This is a genomic window from Candidatus Defluviibacterium haderslevense (assembly GCA_016712225.1).
GTDB lineage: Bacteria > Bacteroidota > Bacteroidia > Chitinophagales > Saprospiraceae > Vicinibacter > Vicinibacter haderslevensis.
Genome location: JADJRL010000003.1, coordinates 4,231,690 through 4,253,089, shown reverse-complemented (window position 1 = coordinate 4,253,089; position 21,400 = coordinate 4,231,690). Strand labels below are relative to the sequence as shown.

The window sequence follows — 21,400 nt, the reverse complement described above, 5'->3', positions numbered from 1 at the left end:
ATCAAGTATACTCAACCAATTTATGTGCTTCATATGCATCTTTATTAATAAAATTAGATTGCTAACCACTATTGTGGTTAGCAAAGAATGTCTACATATCTTTTGAGCATAGTTCTAACTTATATCAAATAAACTTTTATTTTATAAATCAATAACCATTTCATGGTATTTATCAACTACATCATTTTCAAATGAATCCAAATATATTTGAGTAGTTTTTTCTGTATTATGGCCAAGTGACTCACTTATTACCGAAATAGGCACTCCAAGTTTTTTAGCACTTGTTGCATATGAATGTCTTGCTACATAGCTTGAGATCGAAGATTCAATTTCACATATTTTTCCTATTTCTTTTAGGCTTTTATTATATCGTCTAAGTTCATCACTTATTTGTTTTAGCTGGATTTTTGGATCAATTGACTTTACTACATTTAATATATATTCGTTATCTTTCTTTCCATTTCTATACTTGTCTATAATCTCAATTAATGGCTTTGATAGCGGAATAGAGTGAAGCTTTCCAGTCTTTTGCCTTTTATATTCAATCCTATCTTGAATTATGTTTTTGATTTTAAGCATAGCAATATCCACAAAAGAAGCTCCCATCAAATAGAAACTAATTAAAAAATAGTCTTTTGCTCTAGTTTGCCTCTGGGTTTTTGGTTCAAAATGGAGAATCTTTATTAAGTCTTCTCTACTAATAGCTCTTTTTCTTGTTTCTTCATGTTTAATAGGATAGTCCTTAAATGCATACATATCTTGAGTTAGTTTTTCAGTTTTAATTGCTTGATTAATTACTGCTCGTAATGTTCTTAATTTTATACCTAGTCCATTAATTGAATTACCTTTTGATAAATACCAGATTTCATACTTCTTTAGCCATCTATAATTGATTTGATTTAAAGGAAATTCCTTTTTTGAAACAAAATCAGAAATACTTCGAAGTAGAGTAGTGTAGACCTTTGCATTTCCAAATTTTTTAGCATCCTCCAAGTCCTTAATAATTAATGAAATGTAATGCAAAGTCAATGTTTCAGCACTTTTTTGAAGAATTAATTGTTTAATAACTGGAAATGATAATCGATCTAGTTTACCAGATTCTTGAAGTTCTAAAAGTTTATCAAGAATTCTACTTTTTTCTCTTTGTAAAAAGTTATTTAATCTAGTAACATTCCCCAATAATGTATATCTTGTCGAAATTTGTTGTTTCACTTCCAACCAATATGAAGCTTCAACATTAAATCCCGCTGATATATGAAAAGACTTTCTGTTAATGATTATCCTAAATTTAATAGGGTGTGCATTATTTGTCTTTATGCTTCTAGTATCCAGTACTATGGAAACACTATATTTGCTTTTACTCATATTAAAATTTGCAAGCCATTTGCAAGCAAATATACTATAAATATGGTTTATTTTGATGCTAACTAAACAATTTATTATTGATAACCAACTGTTTAAGATTATATTGATACATATTAACCCAATATTGTTAAGCCTTCTAAGCAGAGGGTCTCAGGTTCGAATCCTGACGGGATCACTTTTAAGCCTTGTAAGTCTTTGATTTACGGGGCTTTTTTCTTTTTGGGTCTCATTAGGGTCTCACTTTTGTAGAACTTTAATGAACTATAATAAACTGTATTTCAAAGGTAGGCATTGATTTTTTATTTTTTTTATATTTTCTAACACCTTTTTTTTCCTCTTTTCAATTTCTTTTGAGAATCTCCCCCTAGCTATTCCCCAACCCTACACCCCCTTGTTATCCTTGCAGTGAAAGTTTCCCTGCCCCTTTATTCAAAAGGTGATCTTTTAATTTCTTAATTTATTTTAAAATGGTAACAGTTTCAACTAATTCCATCAAGAAGAATGCTGTTGGAGAAGTTTTCATTGTTCTAGTTCTACTAGGGGATTTAGAATTCATTCATTCCAAAGAAGGTAGGCTATATGCTACAGTCAAAAAAGCTAACATTGCTTCTACGTTTTCTGAAGATGTAGCTAAAACCATGATCGGTAAGCAACTTCCTGGGTCTATAGACAAAAAGGAATATGAGCCTTATGATTATGTGGTTCCAGAGACAGGTAAGATCCTAGAGCTTAATTACAGGTGGGTTTATATCCCAGATAACAGGCAAGATGAGAACACTGTTATTTCTAACGCTGTGAGAGCAGATGTCAATTTATTTAGTACAAATGGTAGCTTGGTAGAAGCTTAACTGTTACCATTATTTGGAGGGTGTATTCAGTGATGTACGCCTTACTTTTTTTATGTTTGATTTACTTATACAGTGTTTCTTGCTTATGTCATTTTATTCTAAACAAGATCTTTATAGTATGTATTTAATCTTTTTTAATTAATCTGTTTAATATCAGCATTAGTGTAAGCCATTCAAATTCTCCACTAACTTTTATAATAGGGGAAGTTCCGGTTTCTTTATTTAATACAACACCATTGTCAATGGATTCAATAAATAATAATTTTGATAATGGTATTGATTTATTGCCAATAGTTCCAACAAAAATAACTTTACTATTAGTTACAAACAGTTGGCCTGAATCAATTAGTTTTATTTCATCCTTTGAAATGCTTTTTGGGCTTATACTTCCAACTTTGTACTTTAACCCTTTAAATACAGGTATGCTTAAACTTGGTCCATGATAATCAATTCTCTTGGTGATTTTTCTGTATTCATACCATTCTACTTTAGAAGTATAATAGCAGACTTCCTTACTTGCCAAATTAAGATCAACTTCTATTTTAGGTATTTCACTATTCTCTAGAGTCCAAAGATATTTCATCTTTTCAGTTGCTTCTTTAGATGCTTCACTCATCTGAATAGTGATATTTAAATTTCTGCTTAATGATTCAAATTCCTTGACTTCATCTGGAGATAATCTGTCATCACTAGTAATTTCTTTCCATTTATCTGTTAAATTTTTTGTTTTTATTTCCTCAGTTATTTTAAGTGATATTTCTTCAGGCAATTCTAAGTTCTTTATTATTGAATCTAAAAAAGATGCTTTTGAGTCTGTTAAGTTATCCTCTTTTAAAACAGTTTCCAATTTGATTCTGTATATATCTGCTGTTAATTCTAAATGTACATCTTTTACATCAGTCTCAATTAGGTTGAATAATGTTTTTATACTTCTTAGATCTCCTTTTTCTTGGTCAGAAAGTATTGAGTCATTTAGGTAAAATTTTAACAAATTTGTATATATACCAATCAATTCCTTTTTGTAATTTCGAGATAAGCTTAAACTATATTCACTTTCAATTCTATTTATATCTCCAATGCTAATGGCTGAAATAGGTTTACTAGCTAATAAGTTATTTAATTCTATCAAGGCATTGTTTGGACTTTTTGTCTTTAATAATTTTTGAAACAAATTATCTTTCTTTAATGGTTGTATTGTAAATGGATTGGTCATTGTATCAGTTATTTTATGTTAAAGATAATCCATTATTTAATTCCTACATATATGTTTAATATAATAGTTAGTATTTTTATATCTCCATGTTTCTTGTGTGTTCTTTTCCTGCAGGTGGCTCACATTTCCACTCATAGCACATCTGTTATATGGCATTCCTCAACTTCACTTACACAAAAACGTGTGCCATCTCGTTTGCAACGAGACCATGTCCTATAAGCCTCTCCTAAGCCAACGCATTTATAGAACATTTGTCACAGATTTTTGTAGGTAAGCTTGTTTCGTCATCCACAGCTTTCCTGTCTTTATAAGAGTTTTCATTCTTTCTTTCATGGTCTAGATTAGCTATACACATGCCTACCCATTTTATCTAGCCTCATTCTCTCTTTCATTTCAAACACTTATAAATCCACCGCTGCTTACTTGTTTTGGAGCTGGCAGCTGGGAGCCTCCCGCTGCACATAAGCTTATCTATTTAACCACCTCTGGTGGTATTTCTTTAAAGGTATGCTTGCTGATCACAGTGGCCAATGCTTTCTACCGTCAGTAGACGGTATCTCAGCCTTGACAGAAGGCTCCACCAGCTCTGTAGCCAGCTCTATTGCTGGGATAACAAATAAAATTGAGAAAGTGATTTCTTCTTTTATTAGGTTGCAAGTAACTGAGAACTCATTGTTTCGTACTCAACTAGTACTTATGTATTAGCTGTGGTTTATTCAATTTCTAGTACAATATCTGTTTGTCCACCTGCATCATCCCCTGGACAATTCCAATTAATATTTTCAAAAATAATTGTTGAACCTTTGGTTATCTTTTGAAGGGCAGTTTTAGAATTAGATGAGAGTTGCCATCCAGTTATTTCCTCTACATAAATTATTTCTTTATTACGCTCAATTCTGAAATTAAAGCCAAGAATTACACAAGCTTCACGCAACCAAGGACAATTTACTATTGGTTTGACGCCTCTTAATTGTTTAGCAACTTCTTTTTTAATCACTTTAGTGTCTGTTGGGACTAGTGTGTTAGCTAGACATTTGATATCAAGAGTGATTCGCTGAGAATAAAGTGTAAATACAATTGGTGCGTTTTTGCCATTGTAAATTGAAAGTCTATACTTTTTTTGCGAAGAAGGTAGAATGTTAAGTACACTATCTTTATACTTTGATGTGACCTCTGGAACTATATCATATTTCAAAGGATTACAATTGATATTGTTAAATCTAATCAGGTTATCAGTGCCTATATAAATGGTATCCCAATTAAATCCACAAATTGTGAAAGTTTGGGCATGTATACCTAAAGGAACAAGTATATATAGTAATAATAATTTTTTCATAATCTTTATATAATTTCAATAATTTCTAGTCTGTATAAATACTAGTAATTTCAATCTTGAACTTATGAGGTATTGCATAAAGTCATTTAACGCTATACTATTAGATTTAAGTATGGCATAAATTATTCTGGATTTAATAATCAGAATATTGTCCTGTATAAAAAAAAGGAGAATCTTGTATAGCAATATGTTAGTAATATTTTGAATTAGCCCTATATGAGCTTTATTTAGGCTACAATATATTAGCATATCTGTGAGATTAAATGAGCATATATACAAGTCTCAAAGTGGGTGTTTTTACTTCTCCTTAAGGTTAATTTTAAACTCATCAGAAGGCTTCTGTAGGCTTTCCAGAGCCATTTAAAGCTGGTTGTTTTGTTCTATTTTACTTCTCTAGAAGAAGGTGCTTCCAATTTATTATGCTCTGTTTCATGTTTGATTCTGGAGATATGATTTGTTATTAATTGATAACTTTAACTGTAGTTATTCCAATCACATCTGCAGAATCAAAGTATAACTGTAATCGTTTTCTTCTGTAGATACAGTTTTTGAGCTTTGGCCAACCAGTATTTATTTTTCATGCTTATATTCTATCTGCAGAACAAGCATTACTAAATTGATGGTGAGCGCAAGCGCAAGTTTATATATAGGTAAATTGCGTTTGAGGTCATGTTTTCAAGATTAGATGCTGTTAATGATATTATTTATGAAGCAATCAATCTATTCTCCTATTCCTTTTCTTGGAAGTAATTTTTTTATGTTTGATAGACATCATGCCCATCATAGAATTGTTTCATCATTACCTAATATGGAGTCGAATTCATAACTTAATATATTTAATAATTGTTTTGAAGCTTCTAAACTAAAATAGTATTTAAAGAAAGGAAGACTCGTTCCATTAGCTTTCCTTAATGGAGTTGGTTCATCCTTAATCATACTATATACAAAATCAAATTGTTTCATATTTCTACATATATTATCTATAGAACTATACCAATCTATATTATTTCCCAGAAATATAAAATTTTCTAATCCTTTTAATATATCTGGAGCTATTGACATATTATTTCGACTCAAAATAAATTTTATATTATTTGATAAAGAAATTATAGTTTTATAATATTGCACATAAACCTTTTCTCCACTTATTACATTGAGCATAGAAGGATTAAATAAATTGAATAACTTGTTATAATTTATGGTATAATTATTAATCCGTAATTTTTCCTTTTCAAATTCAATTATCTCAGGTACACTCATAGTGGAAGCATAAATACAATATTTTAAAAATTTTAGGTCGCCAAATAATAACGTTTTTATAAATAATGTATCTTTATATAATAGCTCATTTTTTATTTTTTTTTCAAATTCTGTTATTTTTGTTAAAAAATCTTCTGCCTCCAAATTTGGTAGATTCGTCCCACATAATTTTGAAATACGCATACATAATTTCTCAAAACATTCTGTACTATTTATTTCTGCTCCTTGATAAAAACTGATTGGTGAAGGCAATTGACCTGGTTTTAACCCTGAATGGCACAATGGAATCACTGGAATTCCTCTAATCCATCCTGCACCAGCTTCAAAATTAATCCAATGTCTTGTTATTGAAATGGGGCTGCAAATTAATAATATTAGATCTGCTGTTTCCATTGATTCTTTTATATTTTCTAACCATTTATCCCCAAGTTCAATACATCCCTTATGTGTTGATGAAAAAAAATTGATTTTGTCTTTAAATCTTTCTTTTAATATTTCAAGTATGGAGGTTGCAACAAATTCTTCTTCTGAAATATGTGATACAAATATGTTTTTTTTCACAATTCTTATTTTTTATTTTATGGGATCACTATACTTTCATTAGAATTACATTCTGCCTCTATAATATATGTTGTGTCAGTTTGTGGTCCACCATTGGTTCCTACCTGTAACACCCTTACATTTACAGCTCCTATAGGCATACTGTTGCTAAATAAACGGCTTTGCATGCTTTCTATGAAAAATCCATCTTTACCGTTAAAATAGATTGAGTACTTATTTTTAGTATTATTTGTTATAGATACATTTGCAGTTTGTTGCATTTGTATGGTAATAGCTGTAGTTATTCCTGCTTTCATAGTTGCTGATCGTATATCCAAATAATTGTTTGAACAACCGTCTATTGCACTAAAATAATACTTAATGCTATCTAAATTATTGAAGCTAACAATTCCTTTTTCATTTGTTTTATCTTTTGCAATTTCTGAAACATTTTCTAAATAATTTTGAATAAATTTATAAAGTTTAACATTAATTCCTGCTGCTGGAAAACCGTGTATATTCAGTACTGTTAATTCCAGTTTAGTCTTGTTCTCTTCCTCCTTGTTGCAACCTAGAAATCCAAGCATTATTATTAATCCATAGAGCACTCTCATAATTCAATATTTTAGCAGTTAGTTAATAAGCCAAAGTTATTTAAATTTTAATCATCTGAGTCACTTTAATAAAAGTCAATTTATTTTTATGGCATAATTCCAGTATTTTCTCATATTAAGGATTTAAAGGCAATAATTGAAAATATGGCTACTCAATGACAAAGAGCAATGACCCTTAGTCGCAGATGAATATTGACTGTACTTATTGGAAAATTAATGTTTCAGGGATTTGTCACCAGTTTGGGAGTCTTTATTTAAGGAATTTGGATTTGAAAGTGATGACATTTTACCGTTTTTCCATAATCTAGATCAAAAATTTAATTTGTCCTCAGTTTGGGAAGCTCTTTATAGGGAATTTAAAGTTGAAAGTGAGGACAATAGCTAGAACTGATGTATCTGGAGGAAAAAATCAAAATTTATAGTCTATGCCTTTTCCTGAAATATTCTGAAATTGAGACTTAAATATTGATTTAGGCAGGTTTAGGGCGAGAGAATACATGATTACTGTACTATACATAATGTTAGTAATATTTTAAAGTAGGAATTTGTTTTTATTAACTGGATAGCTTCAATCTTAATGTGAAAATTTCAATTCTGAAGCTAAAATTGAAGACCAAGAAGAATATACATTATTTTGGGTATTCAGGAATGCTCAATTTACATAATTCATAGCTTTATATAGCTATTTAAGTATTTTAAAGCTCTTGATGGTGCATTTATTTTAAATGGGTTTAATATGAATGGGTTGCATTTTATCCTTAATAATTGGCTTCTGTTAAGCTTTGTGATTTACGGGTTATTGGTATAAATTCATTCAATTTTAGTGAGGAGTTAATATATTTCCTGTTTCCAAGTATTGATTTTCTTCATAAATTTATTTTTTTTATACAATTTTTGGAGATTGACTTATATTTGGATTCAAAACTAATCAATCATGGGAAAATTTGTTATTTCAACTCGTAAAAATGGTGAATTCCAATTTAATTTAAAGGCTGGCAATGGTGAAGTTATCCTTACCAGTGAAGGCTATAAGGCAAAAAAAAGCTGTTTAAATGGCATTGAATCTGTAAGGAAGAATTCTCAGTTAGAAGCTAGATTTGATCTTAAGGCTGCTAAGAACGGTAAGCTGTACTTTAACCTTAAGGCTTCTAATGGCCAGATTATTGGTACTAGTGAGATGTATAATGATGAATCAGGGAGAAAGAATGGTATGTCTTCAGTAATGAAGAATGCACCTGGAGCTGATATTGAAAGTTAGTGTTCGATTATAGCGATTTTGCATCTGCTTCCTCATATTTGGATCATTTCTAGCTTAGAAATTTGATATGCAATAACTAGGACTGATACGATGATCCCACGGTTGCGGTATGCTTAGTTGGGGAAAACGTGGAAGCGAAACTATCCGTCGATAAAAACTAGCCAGCGAGAAAGACGCTTGCCTAACCAATTAAACCCCAATTTTGTATGACCGCGTGTTGGCACTTGTAATTTATTTTAACTTATATCCGATAGTGAAGCTAATTGAATATGTTTTTGAAGTTATCTTGCTTCCTCCTGTCGGAGCCACATCTGTCCAATCAACAACTTTTGTAAAATCCAAATAATAATCTGAACGTAATCCAAGCTGAAATTTAGATCTATTATACTTTATTCCACCTCCAACCAACAATCCATATGATTTATTCTCCAACCTATCATCTTTCTTAATAGGGTCAAATAGTTTACTATTATTTATTAAATAGCCAAATTGAGGACCAATCCCAACAAATGGAGTAAAAGTTTCTTTTATTTCATATTTTATGTCAACCATAGTATTTATTGAGAAATAGTCAAGAGTAGCTTTATCAATTAATGTTCCACTTGTCAATACTCCATTTTGGTCGTAAAGTTGAACTTCATCTTTACCTCCTTTTCTTATGAAACCAATATTACTTGAAAGATTAAAATATTTTTTGTCTAAATAATCTATTCCAGCTAAAATTGAATAGCCAATCAAAGTCTTATTATAAAGTGAACCAAAATTGGTTCCATTAAATTTCCAATCAAGCTGTGACAAAGAAGTGCCCGCTTGAAAATTGACAGTTTGTCCAAATGTAAAACTTGCAAAAAATAGTCCTGTTAAAATTAATCCTGTCTTTTTCATAGTGTATTTTAGTTTTATTATTAGTGCCAACATTTCGATTTAAGCATGTTTTACTTAAATCTTGCGTTTATTTCAATTATATAATTTACAGGGCAATTCATTATTGGTCCCATCAATATATTAAAAAAAATTTATATTTATACTCATTTACAAACTATCAAAAATTGATTTTGTATTGGATTGCAAGCAATTTCTATTGAATTACAAGCATTTCTAATTTCAACTCAAATTATTATAAATGTTAAGCCAAAGGTCAAATATTAACTTGAATTTGTCAAGACCTTTCGTACTAACGCAGGGAACTTTTAAACGAGCGTAAGATTTTGACCCAAAATTTGAAGAAAAGCCCCTAATAGTTTAGACCAAAAAGGATCAAATTATGAGTATACCCCTAACCTGAAATTGCAATTTTGGTAATTTCAAATGTTAATGCTGAAAGAATTCAGTCCAATAAAACAATCTTTTGAGAGTAAAATTTCTTTCATATCCAATGCAAAGCATCGGAATATCCATAAATCAGCACTTCAACTGAAGCTGAATTAAATTTTAGTTATATTATGGAACTACTTGAAGAATTTAATGCTAGATTCCTAAACAGTGATAATTGAATTAATTGATTCTTTCACTTGTCTAAGGGTAGGGGGTCTTACGCATATGTTGATCTTAAGATTCTTTTATCAGGGGTACTAAAAGTATAAGCTCCTGCCATGTTTCATTTCTAAAAATACTTTGACTTATATCAAGAAGTGACCAACAAAATCATTTCAACGCTTGATTATGGAGTTGCTCCCGGCGAGGGACATGGAGTGTCTTGAATTGGCTAAAAACTATGCAACTTAACAGCATTTGGATATTAAACAATCAAGAGGTCCACTAATTCCTGAGTAAGTTTGGGTAAAATTGCTATAAATTGAACTTTTGATTTGCTTGCTTATCAAGTTTTTGAATCTTATAATAATATTTATTAATTGCAAGCTGAATCGAATCCAAATAATCTTTAAGTTTAAAACACTTTATTTTAATGCCATCTGTATGCTTTCAAACGAATATTTTTCAACAGCATTTTTTTTACAATTGAATTTTTTACAATATTCTCAAACATTGTGCTTTCCTAGAACGCAAAAGGTTAAATAAAAGTTTTATAAAGCAATATTTAATAACAGACTGGATTTTGTGGTGATTGTCTTTCAGTACAATGTACTCAAAAGTATTTTACTTCACAAGAAATAGGAATTGTAACAATTTGTTATCTATTTTTTTAATCTTAAATTTGGTGAGTCTTTAATATTTATTTTTTTTGGATGATATATATTTATTGGAATGCCCAATCCGATTTCAAAGTTCCTCCGATGGTGAGGTTTAGTTGTATTCAAAGTATAATTTGGTCGGATGCTTAGCACTAAGTACTTTAGTAATTTAATTTCAAAGCCGAAGCCAAAATTTACTCCCATACTTACACTTTGAATTGTTTCTCTTGGCTTTTCGATAAATCTATGTATGTCTTCATATCCTATGAAAGTGTATTCTGTCCATTTATTAAGAGTAAGTCCAGAGCTAAAATAAAATTGACTATTTTTATCATGAACTAAATAATAGTTCCCTCTCAAAGTGTAAAACTCAAGATATCTGCTCAATATAGTATTATCCGGATAGATGATGTCTTGATAACTATTATCCGCTAAATTTAAATAATTATAAAATTCTCTACCCATTCCAAAGTCTAAAGAAAAATTTTCATTTTTGTTATATTTAACAATGAAATGGTACAAAATTTTACCTCTTTTATTTGACAAATCATTCGCTCGAAACCTCAAATAGTTATCATCTGTTTCATCTTCAAATAAACTTCCAATACTCTTTCCAATATATATATTTAAATTCCCAAATTGAGCGAATCCTTGAATGTTATAGATCAAAAGTAGATGTATAAAAATGACTAATTTCATGCAATTATTTTTTATTTCGTTTGAATATGGACTTTATTTTAACTTTATAAGTTGATGGAATATCTAAAGGCACACCCAATCCTACATACATACTTAAATTGTGTCGAGGTTCTTTATTAAAATAAAAATAAGAAATGGATGTTTTTGCATAAAGATATTTAAAAACTAACACCTTATATTCCAATCCAGTAATCAAGCTATAGTTTGATGTTTTGTTCTCACGCCAGATAGGTTCCCAAAAGTTTCCAGGCACTGCATAACCAATAAATTCAAGCTCTTCCATTTTTCTTTTTATAGGTCCAATAGATACAATATAATTAGATTTACGCTGTGTTTTAAAATGGTAATTCAATGTTAAGTATTCGTATTTACAAAACCTATATCCAATCAAACCTAGTTTATAAACAGATAATTTTGACCCCGCCCCTTTCGGATAATCATAATAAACAAATTTTGCTTCAAATTTTGAATAGGAAGTCGAAAGTCGTTTAATTGGATTTATTGTAATTGAATAGTTACTAATCAAATGATCTTTAATCCAAAAAGACTCGTTATGAATAGATACTTGATCTTTAGTAATTGATGTATTGACAGACCATCCAGCTTCAATATTTAAAATACCAAATTGGGCTGTCAAAGTATTGACACCCAATTTGGTAATAAATGTTAATAAAATTAAATATTTTATTTTCATCTTATAATTTTAAACGTCTCCTTAGTTTGATTATTAACCAGTATATAAATTCCATTTGGGAGATCATTAGAAATAGTTTCATTTACTTTTCCTTTTTCTATTGACTTGAATGATCTTATTAATTTGCCTTGTAGATTATAAAGCTCATAATGATTTGTAACTGCAACTTTTTCATTTTCAAGTTCAAATATAGAACTATAAGGATTATTAGAAATTACTTTGTTATCAATTTTTATTTCTTGACCTGGAATTCCCAGTCGTCTTTTTGGGCAACGAGGATCTCCATAACATTCTTCAAAGGATATTTGATGTGTATCACATTCTCCATTAGGTGTACATGCTCTTATACTTACAACATAAGGATTAAATGGTGGCACCCAAGAACCTAAATTATTAATACTGAAAAATTGATTCCTGTTGCCTGATATTGTATAATTCCATTCTATTGGAAAATTACTCCATGTTATATTTACCAACGGATCGTTACAATGGGCTGTAAAGGTAAGTGGTAAATCTAAATCATCAGTACATATTAATGAGCTTCCAGTAATATTAACACATGTAGGGGTAGGCGCTGGAAGGCCACAAGCAGACCATGCTAAAATGCATTGTCTTTCTTCATGAGAACATCTACCAAAAATTAACCTAGCTGCGAGATTTTCAAAATCTCTTGCTTCTGGATATGTGGTATTAACACCTATGAAATTAAATAAAGAAAACTGAGCAATTCTTGAAGCCGAACCAGTTCCAATTCCCTGCACATTAAATCCTAATTGAGTCCCACCTTGAGAAAGGAGAAAAAACCAAAAATTTTGCACTCCTGAATTGACATGTTGATCAAACCTTGTGTCAGTAGTCCAAAACGGGCCCAGATAAATAGATGGATGGCCTAAAGCATTTGGATTCGACATATTACGTACAATAAAATTACAATCTTCTCCAACTGTCCAAACTAGTGGCTGAACGCTCTGTTCTACCATATTTCCAAATATATCACTAAATGATTCATTCAAGGCTCCAGATTCTCCTTCATTTCCTTGTAATCCCGAGACTGCTTCAGTTACACCATGTGTGAATTCGTGACCAGCCACATCATTCGAAATAAGAATAGGTCCATTTTCTGAAACACTTCCGATTAATAATCTTTGTGTGCCTGGTATAAATGCTGCATTAATTCTGACCCATTCAGTTCTTACTTCTGTCCAATCACCTTGCCCATTCATTCCTCGATGTCCCCATGAATTTTGCCAATAATCCCATGCATTTGATACACACCAATGAGCTGTTGTCCCTCTTATATCAGATGCATCCCAATTATCGTCATTGTCTTTAAATAAATCGCCAAAGTTAGTTTGATCACCATTCCTTGTTTGGACAGATCTTCGATTATCTGATGCAACCGTCTCATGATACTGTTTAAATCCACCTCTCCATCGAGTATCAATTGTTCTAGTTCCATAGCCACTGGACAAAACTGCAGGACCATTGTGTGTAATTATATCTCTTTCTTTCAGCATACTACCTGTAAATGCATCAATATATATGTATTTATAAAAGGAAGGAAATAAAGATTCAATTCTTACTTTCCACACTAACTTATAGTTCTCAGGTACCTCATCTTCTGTGTCATTTTTAGCAATTAAAAGCTCAGGAACTGGAAAAGTTGTGTAGTTAGGATCTTCGTAAATTTCTCTGGCTTTTGACAAGAATTGTTCATCATAAAAACTAGGCATAATCGATCCAGAAAGCAGAATTGCCTGTTGAATTGAATTTTCAGAAGAAATTGTAGGGCTAGTATTAATATTTAAATTAGCAATAATTGTTGAGCTTAGCATTTGTAATCTACAATCCAAATAATGTTCTAAATATTCAGCATTTTCAACTTTGACCTCATTGTAATATTGCTCATATCGTTTATGAACCATACCTAGCACTTCATCTACATTAAATTTAGAAATCCTTAATTGATCTAGGACTCCCAATCCAATTGCATTTCTTTGTTGCTCCAGTATAAAACCCTCTCTTATATCTGAATTTTCACTAAAAATCACAATTCCCTGTTCAGTAACTGATTCTGAATTGTTTCTAATAAATGAATTTGTTAAACTAGTCAAGTTTGGATTTCTTTGATTTACATTTTGACAATTAATAGTGTGAATAAAGATTAATTGAAACAAAAATGGAAAACAGAGGAATTTCAATAATTTTGATCTAGTATTAGAGGAAATAAACTTTTTCATATTAAATCATTTTTTAAGAATTTCGTTGAAGAAGTTTTTGCAACTTCGAGCACAGTTCAACTCTGTGGCCTTCTTTCGCCTTTAGGCATTGGGTGCATTGTCTCATAATTTAGGTGGCGATTTCCGCATTAGTCCACCGCTATCTATTATCTCTATGAAAAACACTTCATCCAAAGTTCGATCTTTTAATTTTAACATTCATTTTTTATCAATATAATCATTATTGTTATATTTTGTTATGAATGTCAATGTGTAGATCACCTTTCCATATTTATAATTGATAGCATTTAGATTTATTCATATTTTGATTAAATCTTGCGTTTAATTCATGTGTTTTTTATTTGGACAGTTCTTCATTAATTCCTTCGATAAATTCGAGAAATATTATATTTATACTCTATAAAAATTGATTAAAAATTTATTTTTTTTATTTGATTATAATCATTTCTAATTTCAATTCAAATTATTTTAAAATATTAATCCAAAGGTCAAATATTAGGGTGAATTTGGCAAGGACTTTCGTACTAACGCAGGGAACTTTTAAACGAGCGTAGGATTTTGACCCAGAATTTGTAGAAAAGCTCCAAATTTTTTTGGCCTAGCTGGATCAAACTCTGAGTAAACTCCTAAACTAAATTTGTCATTTTGGCAAATTCTGCCTTCTGCAATTAGCTTCATTTATAAAATGCTGTGGTTTAGAATTATTCTTTAATCTTCTAAATCAATTTCAAATGTAAATGCTGAAAGAATTCAGCCCAATAAAACAATCTTGGCTAAGGGTTGAGATTAAAATTTCTTTCATATTCAATCCAAAGCATGGGAATATCCAAAAATCAGCACTTCAACTGAATCTGAATTAAAATTTAGTGATAATATGGAACTACTTGAAGAATTTAATGCCAAATACCTAAACACTGATAATTGAATTAATTGATTCTTTCACTTGTCTAAGGGTAGGGCATCTAACCCATATGTCGATCTTAAGATACATTTTTCAGGTGTACTAAAAGTATAAGCTCCTGCCATGTTCCTTTTCTAAAATAAAACTTTGGCTTATATCAAGAAGTGACCAACAATATCATTTAAATGCTAAAATAAGAAGGAGCTTTATGAAGAAGTGCTTTGTGTACATATTAATTATCTAAAAACCGCATAACAGGATTTGTATATACCTGAATTAGCTTTATACTAATGAACTAACCCACAAATGGGATAGAATCCATTAAATATGACCATTCGTATGGAGATATCCACTAGCATTAGTCCACGGCTATTCCACGGCTTATCCACGGCTATCCGACGGGCTTTGTCTTGTCCTAAAATAGCTATACAGGTTAATAAATAAATCCTAAAATGACTATGCAAATATAATTTTTAATCCTAAGTAAGGTATACAAGGTTTAAAAATAGTATTTATTATAGTTTTTCCACCTTTTGGGTAATGTTTCAAATTGCAGATGAGCTTGATCAGGAGTCAAATAATCATAACTTCCATGAGGCCTTAATTCATTGTAGGCTTTAATGGAATGTTTAACAAGATTATAAGTTTGATCAAATCCCAAATGAGTTTGATGAAGATTAAATTCAGTTTTGATAATACCATTTACTCTTTCCGCTAATGCATTTTCATAAGGATCTCCATTGTCAGTCATACTAATTTTAATATTATGTTGATTAAGTAAATGGACATATTGATGTGAACAATATTGAGAACCTCTATCCGAATGATGAATAATGGGATGGTCATAAATTCTATTATTTAATGCCATTCGTAAGGCCTCAACACACCCTTCTGCCTGTAAATCATTACGAAAACAGTAACCAATAATTTTTCTGGAAAAAGCATCTGTAATCAAACTGAGATAGCCCCAATAGTTAGTTAATCTAATATAGGTAATATCACTTACCCAAACTTGTTCGGGTTTAGTTATAGTAATGTCTTTAATGAGATTGCAGTATTTTTTCATCCAGTGTTTTGAATCCGTAGTAATGGCTTTTCTTTTTCGTTGTCTTATCATTAATTTGCATTCTGAAAGTAAATCAAATAGATAATCTCTACCAATTTTTATATTGTGAGATTGAAGAGTTGGTTTTAATAAATGAAATAATTTTCTTGTACCTAGCCTAGGAAGTTGTTTCCTAATGGAAATAACTTCTTGAAGAATTATATCATCACGAATACTAATTTTTTGCTTAGTCCACAAATGGTCATAAAAAGCATGTCTAGTTTTGCCAAACAGTTTGCAAAGCCTTCCGATCCCTATTTTAGGATTGTCTTGTTTTGTTTTAAGGACTGCTTGGCACCAGACTTTTTTCTAATATCAATGTTGAGTTGTTCTTCTGCAAGATCAATAAGTGTATTAAGAGCCTTGATTTTAAGCTCAGCTTCTTCTAGAGCCTTTTCCAAAGCTAGTTCGTTTGAGCCTATGTCTTGTCCTAAAATAGCTATACAGATTAATAAATAAATCCTAAAATAGCTAAACAGATTAATCAATAAATTCTAAGATTGCTTTATAAGTATATTGTCTATTCCAAGTCAAAACAGTTTCAAATGTTATCACTAGACCTAATATTCCTCTTTCGCGCTTGCCTGTCAAACCCAGTCAGGGAGGGTTTCTGTGTATTAAGTATTATCGAGCTTCACGACTTCATTACCCGGAAAAGCAGCAGTTACTTTCACTATAAGGATAGATATGGCTTGTTAAAATATCTTTGATGTGCGATTACTATTTCAACCTGTTAAACACGCTGGCAGGTTGGCCTTTTACCTTTCATTGCGAAATCCGAATGTACAATCTGGGATGATAAAATATTTTTTCTTGGGTGGCGACGAAATCTACAAGTCACTTGAATCGTGGCTTTATAATTTTTGGATAAGCACAAATGCCAAAAAACGTGTTATCACTGCTCTGATTTGGAGTTTCTCAATTTAACTCCATTAATTTTAAGCTCTCTAAATGAGAACAAATATTAGAAATGGGGATTTGCTCAGCTTTTATCCATTTTTAAATAATGGTGGACGTTTATTGATTGTCTAATCATTGTGGAACACACTTGACCCGCTTTGAGTATTCCAATAAATCTTCTGGAACTATTGGTATTTTGTTTTGATAGTAGATTTTGGAGTTGAATAAAATATAAAGAAAAGACAAAGTGATTTCTAGCTAAGCTGCAATTCAAAGCTTGAGATTAAAATCAAAACTGTTTTTTATTCTCCTTTCATTTTTTTACTTCAATATACCTGTTTTTTATTTCAATTCCATTGAGCCAAGCTTGTTTTAGAATGGTGTTATTCTTGCTTAGGTCAAATTCACAAATCAAAGTGTCAGTAATTGTTGAATTTAATTCGATTAATGTTGTTGATCTATTTTGTTCATAATAATTCGAAGGAAATACAGTTAGTATTTCCTTCGAATTTATATTTACGACAGAGAAAAAATTGGGATTATCAAGATTGCTTTTAAATGCATATTCATATTGATCACCATTTTTGAAATAAATCTTGATGTTTGATGAGTTAAATGATGCACTGGTGTTGATCAAATTATTTCCACTCGTGTCTTGATAATGTATTTTTACATCAATGTCAATTAAATCACAACAAACTTTTTGTTTATTGCAAGAAAATAAATATAGTCCTATAATTATAGGAATAACTAATTTAAGTTGATAAATTCTTCTTATCACTATATTAAGCATCAAATTTATTATGCGATTACACATGAGTATGTTAGCATTACGCTTTTCTAATTGATTAAATTGATATCAACTATTTTTATTCGAATTGATTAGTTGGTTCGTAAATTGGAATCAAATTTATTTCCAATGGGTTAAAATGACTGCAACTAATATTAATGACGCTAAATGATATCCTGTGTTAATTGCAAAGAGCTTCCATGATTTTTTTTCCCATACAGTTGCTCCTAATTCTCCGGGTAAATAAAATCCCAGCCAAGTGAAGATAGCAGCACTCATGGTATTTGCAATTATGCCTTGCTCTTTCATGCCGGGTACAAAATCCCAGGCTGCGATATTATGAGCAAAAACCCATGCAAATAGTATGTTTCCAATAAGCATAAAAGCCATGCCTTTGATCATTACTGAGTTATCCGGTTTTTCATTCGGGTCGTAGCCCATTTCATTGCCCCAAGCTTTGCCAAACAACGGCATGTACCAAAGAGCACCTAAAATAAAATTGGCCACTACTGCAATGGCAATGGCTGTCATGTTAATTTGTAATTCCATATAAAGTTGATTTTCGTCCTACTCATTTGGCTTTTCGGATTCGCCCCGCTTTTAAAATGGTCTCTGGACCCCATTTGTCATGACAATAATAATAAATTTGTATTAATTTAAGATTAATTTTTTTAGAGGGCCATCTATGTAATTCTGAATAACAATATTTGAGTAATTGAATCGATAGACTTGAATTTGATTTTCCTGATTATTATGTTGAGTTGGTTATATCTGGAAAAAAACCTAAAACAAATTGCCTAATTGTATTTTTATTATGCAGAATGAAAATATATATATTCCATTAGTTATACCAATGGTAAATCAATGCCTGAAGAATTGTGCTCTAATGATTGAATGATTTGTTCAAATATTTATAATTTTGGAATATGTGTATTCTTAGAATTTATTACCTCTATTTTTATAGGATTATTTTTCTAAGATTACTATTTTTCTAATAATTTCGGTTTGTTTTTCAGTTCTGATTTTTACATAATAAATGCCAGGAGACAAGTGACTATTTTTATTAATTAAATATCTTGATTTGCTGCCTGAAATAAATTCAGGTTGAATTACCTCTATATGTTGGCTAGTTAGATTGCCTATTTCAATTGGGTGTGCTTTAGGTCCAAAATGAATCATTTCAAGATATACTTCTGATGAAGATGGATTGGGATAAATAGTAACAACACCTTCATCAAGTAGGTCTTTCGAAGATGTCAAAGATTCGTCAGTAATATTTATTTCATCAATAAATAAATTGTTAGAACCTGCAACTTTCGGGTCACTCTTAAATAAGAACCTGAATTTGACACTTGGCTGGTTTTTAAAAATGGATTCAAAAGTATTCATCAGGATTAATTTTCTCCAATGTTGATTTGTAGTAGGGTAGAATGCTGTAGAATTAACTCCTCCGGTAAGTGAAGCCATGATTTGAGTATTATGCAGACCTAGGAAAATGTTCCATGTTTTACCGCAATCAAGGGTGTATTCCATTCTGAAAGAATCTGCTTGGTTTGCGTATTTTTTTGCATAGGCATAATAGAATGACATTCGTGGTTTATTATTCTGAGATAAATCATAAAAGGGTGTTTCTAAATAGGCTCTTTGGTCCGGATAAGTGCCACCAGCATGATTTAGAAAAACGCAATGATTCGTATTTTCTGCACCTATACTTGGTAATACTTCCCATCGAACATCGGATGCTTGATTTTGAAATCTGATAAAATCTGAAGGCATGATGCCATCTTCGAAGGAATACATTTGTGGTGCTTTCTTGCCGTTATTTCCATAGAAAACACGAATGAATTTTGAAATGCTGTCGATATTTTGAATTCCTGAAACGATAAGTTTAACTTCAAAGATCCCGGTATCAAGAAATCTTACGTTTATTATTGAATCTTTTGAAAATGAAGGTATGCCACCTTTGATAATCCAACTCAGGTCATTGATATTGTTTCCAGATTGGCTATTATTTTTGAAAGTGATGGACTCATCTTTACAAATGGATGAATAAGATGACAAAAAATCAGCTTTTGTCAAACAGGATAATTCTTCTTTAACGCCAGTTAATTTTAAATTGGCTTCACTAACCAATCGATTTCTTTTATTTAATCCTAATTCAATAGTCTTCTTCATGTAGGCAGCCTGACCGTTGGTAAACATTAATTTGCAGGGTGAATAATCCATGTAATTTTGAACGTTTTCTTCAATATTCGGATCACAAATTTTGGAATTATTGATGTTGCAACTCACAAAGCCTTTGGTGTCTGGAGTATCTTCTACATAATCATCACCACACGCCACCCCTGGTGCATTACTGATCCCCCAAATGTGAGGTAATCCAAACCAATGTCCAACCTCATGTGTCAACACTCTCGAGTTTGCAGAAGTGGCAGTTCCAATGCTGCCTACTAATCTGGATTCACATACTATGGCATCTGCATATTCAGGAATTCCAATGTCAGGTAAAAAGGTATATGCAGGTGCGATATTGATGCTTTTAACAATATAGAAATTCAAATATTTGTCAGGGGGCCATGTGTAAGTAAAATGATCTATGCTATCTGCATTCCAAAATGTTTTACTGGTTAAATGTCTTATGATTCCATTGGTGCAACGACCATCTGGATCAATCTTAGCCAGCACGAATTTAAATCCAACATTAGCAATATTATTTTGAAAGGCTGTAACAACATTTGAAGTGTCTTCATTTTGTTTTTGATAATCGCGATTCAAAATTCTGATTTGATCATATATTTGTTCATTACTTATATTTTCCGATCCGCCCAAATGTAGAATATGAAACACTACGGGGATAGTGATTGGCTCTGATAAGATCTTATCCTGATTTGAATTTTTGTTAAATTTTATGGACTCTTTGATTCGCTTGACTGACTCCTCGTATTTAAGTTTCATTTCAGGGTGATTAGAAAACCAGTTTGATAACACATGCTCCTGCCCACAAGGAAGTGGTGATTGTGCATTCAATGAAGTTGAATGGCATATTAACCATAAAGCTGTTATCCTCAATATAAAAAATCTGATCTTCATATTATTTATTTAGATTGCAAATTTAGATGCTATGCCCATGAACTATTTGTCCAATCCTGCTATTTTAAAATGCCTTTTATGTATTGCAAATAGAATCAGTTGTTTCGTAGACTTTGTTTATTGTAATTATTCAAGTCTGTTTTTGAGTATCTGTCATTTAATTAACTCGTTTATATTTATTCACCGAGAATTATCGATTATTCTTATAGGATTATCTACAGCAAGAGGGAAGTTTGGTAGGCATAATTCAGGTTAATGGTTTTTACTTTCTGTTATCAAAGTATCTACTAAAATAGAGATTCAAGTTTATATGTTATTCCGATTTATTGGTTTTATATCATCCCATCCAAATGTTAAATATTTGCCATTTTACCTTAAATCTTGAAGATCCTTTAATTTTAGTATTACTTTTAAT

General features: G+C 30.9%; 16 protein-coding genes. 2 read left to right on the top strand and 14 right to left on the bottom strand.

Going from position 1 to position 21,400, the window contains the following annotated elements; all coding sequences use genetic code 11:
- Nucleotides 1-141: 141 nt before the first annotated feature.
- Nucleotides 142-1,365, bottom strand: a complete 1,224-nt coding sequence (locus IPK88_16675) for a site-specific integrase (protein ID MBK8245063.1) — start codon at nucleotides 1,363-1,365, stop codon at nucleotides 142-144.
- Nucleotides 1,366-1,832: 467 nt separating this feature from the next.
- Between IPK88_16675 and IPK88_16670 the strand changes: the two genes are divergently transcribed.
- Nucleotides 1,833-2,213, top strand: a complete 381-nt coding sequence (locus IPK88_16670; protein MBK8245062.1) for a hypothetical protein — start codon at nucleotides 1,833-1,835, stop codon at nucleotides 2,211-2,213.
- Nucleotides 2,214-2,337: 124 nt separating this feature from the next.
- Here IPK88_16670 and IPK88_16665 read toward each other — a convergent pair whose 3' ends face one another.
- The 4 genes from IPK88_16665 to IPK88_16650 all read right to left on the bottom strand — a co-directional run bounded on the left by IPK88_16665 (nucleotide 2,338) and on the right by IPK88_16650 (nucleotide 7,176).
- On the bottom strand, nucleotides 2,338-3,426 hold the full coding sequence (locus tag IPK88_16665) for a hypothetical protein (protein ID MBK8245061.1): 1,089 nt from the start codon (nucleotides 3,424-3,426) through the stop codon (nucleotides 2,338-2,340).
- Nucleotides 3,427-4,138: 712 nt separating this feature from the next.
- A complete protein-coding gene (locus IPK88_16660) occupies nucleotides 4,139-4,762 on the bottom strand; it encodes a hypothetical protein (protein ID MBK8245060.1) in 624 nt (207 codons plus the stop codon).
- 780 nt (nucleotides 4,763-5,542) lie between these two features.
- Complete coding sequence (locus tag IPK88_16655; GenBank protein ID MBK8245059.1) at nucleotides 5,543-6,583, bottom strand: toll/interleukin-1 receptor domain-containing protein; 1,041 nt, start codon at nucleotides 6,581-6,583, stop codon at nucleotides 5,543-5,545.
- A gap of 17 nt (nucleotides 6,584-6,600) precedes the next feature.
- Nucleotides 6,601-7,176 carry a hypothetical protein gene (locus IPK88_16650; GenBank protein ID MBK8245058.1) on the bottom strand — a complete coding sequence of 192 codons (576 nt, stop codon included), beginning with the start codon at nucleotides 7,174-7,176 and terminating at the stop codon, nucleotides 6,601-6,603.
- 934 nt (nucleotides 7,177-8,110) lie between these two features.
- On the opposite strand from IPK88_16650, the gene IPK88_16645 reads away from it, so the two are divergent.
- Nucleotides 8,111-8,434: a YegP family protein gene (locus IPK88_16645; protein ID MBK8245057.1), complete on the top strand. Its 324-nt coding sequence runs from the start codon at nucleotides 8,111-8,113 to the stop codon at nucleotides 8,432-8,434.
- A 231-nt stretch (nucleotides 8,435-8,665) separates the two neighbouring features.
- Here the strand turns inward: IPK88_16645 and IPK88_16640 are convergent, their stop codons facing one another.
- The 9 genes from IPK88_16640 to IPK88_16600 form a co-directional block, all read right to left on the bottom strand.
- A complete protein-coding gene (locus IPK88_16640) occupies nucleotides 8,666-9,319 on the bottom strand; it encodes an outer membrane beta-barrel protein (GenBank protein ID MBK8245056.1) in 654 nt (217 codons plus the stop codon).
- A 1,250-nt stretch (nucleotides 9,320-10,569) separates the two neighbouring features.
- Nucleotides 10,570-11,265, bottom strand: a complete 696-nt coding sequence (locus IPK88_16635) for a hypothetical protein (GenBank protein ID MBK8245055.1) — start codon at nucleotides 11,263-11,265, stop codon at nucleotides 10,570-10,572.
- 4 nt (nucleotides 11,266-11,269) lie between these two features.
- On the bottom strand, nucleotides 11,270-11,959 hold the full coding sequence (locus tag IPK88_16630; protein MBK8245054.1) for a hypothetical protein: 690 nt from the start codon (nucleotides 11,957-11,959) through the stop codon (nucleotides 11,270-11,272).
- Nucleotides 11,956-14,199 carry a M4 family metallopeptidase gene (locus IPK88_16625; protein MBK8245053.1) on the bottom strand — a complete coding sequence of 748 codons (2,244 nt, stop codon included), beginning with the start codon at nucleotides 14,197-14,199 and terminating at the stop codon, nucleotides 11,956-11,958. Before IPK88_16625 ends, IPK88_16630 begins: the two co-directional genes overlap by 4 nt.
- Nucleotides 14,200-15,599: 1,400 nt before the next feature.
- Nucleotides 15,600-16,463 (bottom strand): IS3 family transposase, encoded by an 864-nt coding sequence (locus IPK88_16620; GenBank protein ID MBK8245052.1) that lies wholly within the window; start codon nucleotides 16,461-16,463, stop codon nucleotides 15,600-15,602.
- Nucleotides 16,460-16,606, bottom strand: a complete 147-nt coding sequence (locus IPK88_16615) for a hypothetical protein (protein ID MBK8245051.1) — start codon at nucleotides 16,604-16,606, stop codon at nucleotides 16,460-16,462. Before IPK88_16615 ends, IPK88_16620 begins: the two co-directional genes overlap by 4 nt.
- Nucleotides 16,607-17,418: 812 nt before the next feature.
- Nucleotides 17,419-17,898, bottom strand: a complete 480-nt coding sequence (locus IPK88_16610) for a hypothetical protein (GenBank protein MBK8245050.1) — start codon at nucleotides 17,896-17,898, stop codon at nucleotides 17,419-17,421.
- A 117-nt stretch (nucleotides 17,899-18,015) separates the two neighbouring features.
- Nucleotides 18,016-18,444: a DUF1761 domain-containing protein gene (locus tag IPK88_16605; protein MBK8245049.1), complete on the bottom strand. Its 429-nt coding sequence runs from the start codon at nucleotides 18,442-18,444 to the stop codon at nucleotides 18,016-18,018.
- 417 nt (nucleotides 18,445-18,861) lie between these two features.
- The gene (locus IPK88_16600; protein MBK8245048.1) at nucleotides 18,862-20,985 is read right to left on the bottom strand and encodes a T9SS type A sorting domain-containing protein; all 2,124 of its coding nucleotides are present in this window, start codon (nucleotides 20,983-20,985) and stop codon (nucleotides 18,862-18,864) included.
- Between the last annotated feature and the right edge of the window lie 415 nt (nucleotides 20,986-21,400).

Excerpts from the sequence above, each read along its gene's own strand:
- IPK88_16675 (MBK8245063.1), bottom strand. The coding sequence starts at position 1,365 with ATGAGTAAAAGCAAATATAGTGTTTCCATAGTACTGGATACTAGAAGC.
- IPK88_16670 (MBK8245062.1), top strand. The coding sequence starts at position 1,833 with ATGGTAACAGTTTCAACTAATTCCATCAAGAAGAATGCTGTTGGAGAA.
- IPK88_16665 (MBK8245061.1), bottom strand. The coding sequence starts at position 3,426 with ATGACCAATCCATTTACAATACAACCATTAAAGAAAGATAATTTGTTT.
- IPK88_16660 (MBK8245060.1), bottom strand. The coding sequence starts at position 4,762 with ATGAAAAAATTATTATTACTATATATACTTGTTCCTTTAGGTATACAT.
- IPK88_16650 (MBK8245058.1), bottom strand. The coding sequence starts at position 7,176 with ATGAGAGTGCTCTATGGATTAATAATAATGCTTGGATTTCTAGGTTGC.
- IPK88_16645 (MBK8245057.1), top strand. The coding sequence starts at position 8,111 with ATGGGAAAATTTGTTATTTCAACTCGTAAAAATGGTGAATTCCAATTT.
- IPK88_16640 (MBK8245056.1), bottom strand. The coding sequence starts at position 9,319 with ATGAAAAAGACAGGATTAATTTTAACAGGACTATTTTTTGCAAGTTTT.
- IPK88_16635 (MBK8245055.1), bottom strand. The coding sequence starts at position 11,265 with ATGAAATTAGTCATTTTTATACATCTACTTTTGATCTATAACATTCAA.
- IPK88_16630 (MBK8245054.1), bottom strand. The coding sequence starts at position 11,959 with ATGAAAATAAAATATTTAATTTTATTAACATTTATTACCAAATTGGGT.
- IPK88_16625 (MBK8245053.1), bottom strand. The coding sequence starts at position 14,199 with ATGAAAAAGTTTATTTCCTCTAATACTAGATCAAAATTATTGAAATTC.
- IPK88_16610 (MBK8245050.1), bottom strand. The coding sequence starts at position 17,898 with ATGCTTAATATAGTGATAAGAAGAATTTATCAACTTAAATTAGTTATT.
- IPK88_16605 (MBK8245049.1), bottom strand. The coding sequence starts at position 18,444 with ATGGAATTACAAATTAACATGACAGCCATTGCCATTGCAGTAGTGGCC.
- IPK88_16600 (MBK8245048.1), bottom strand. The coding sequence starts at position 20,985 with ATGAAGATCAGATTTTTTATATTGAGGATAACAGCTTTATGGTTAATA.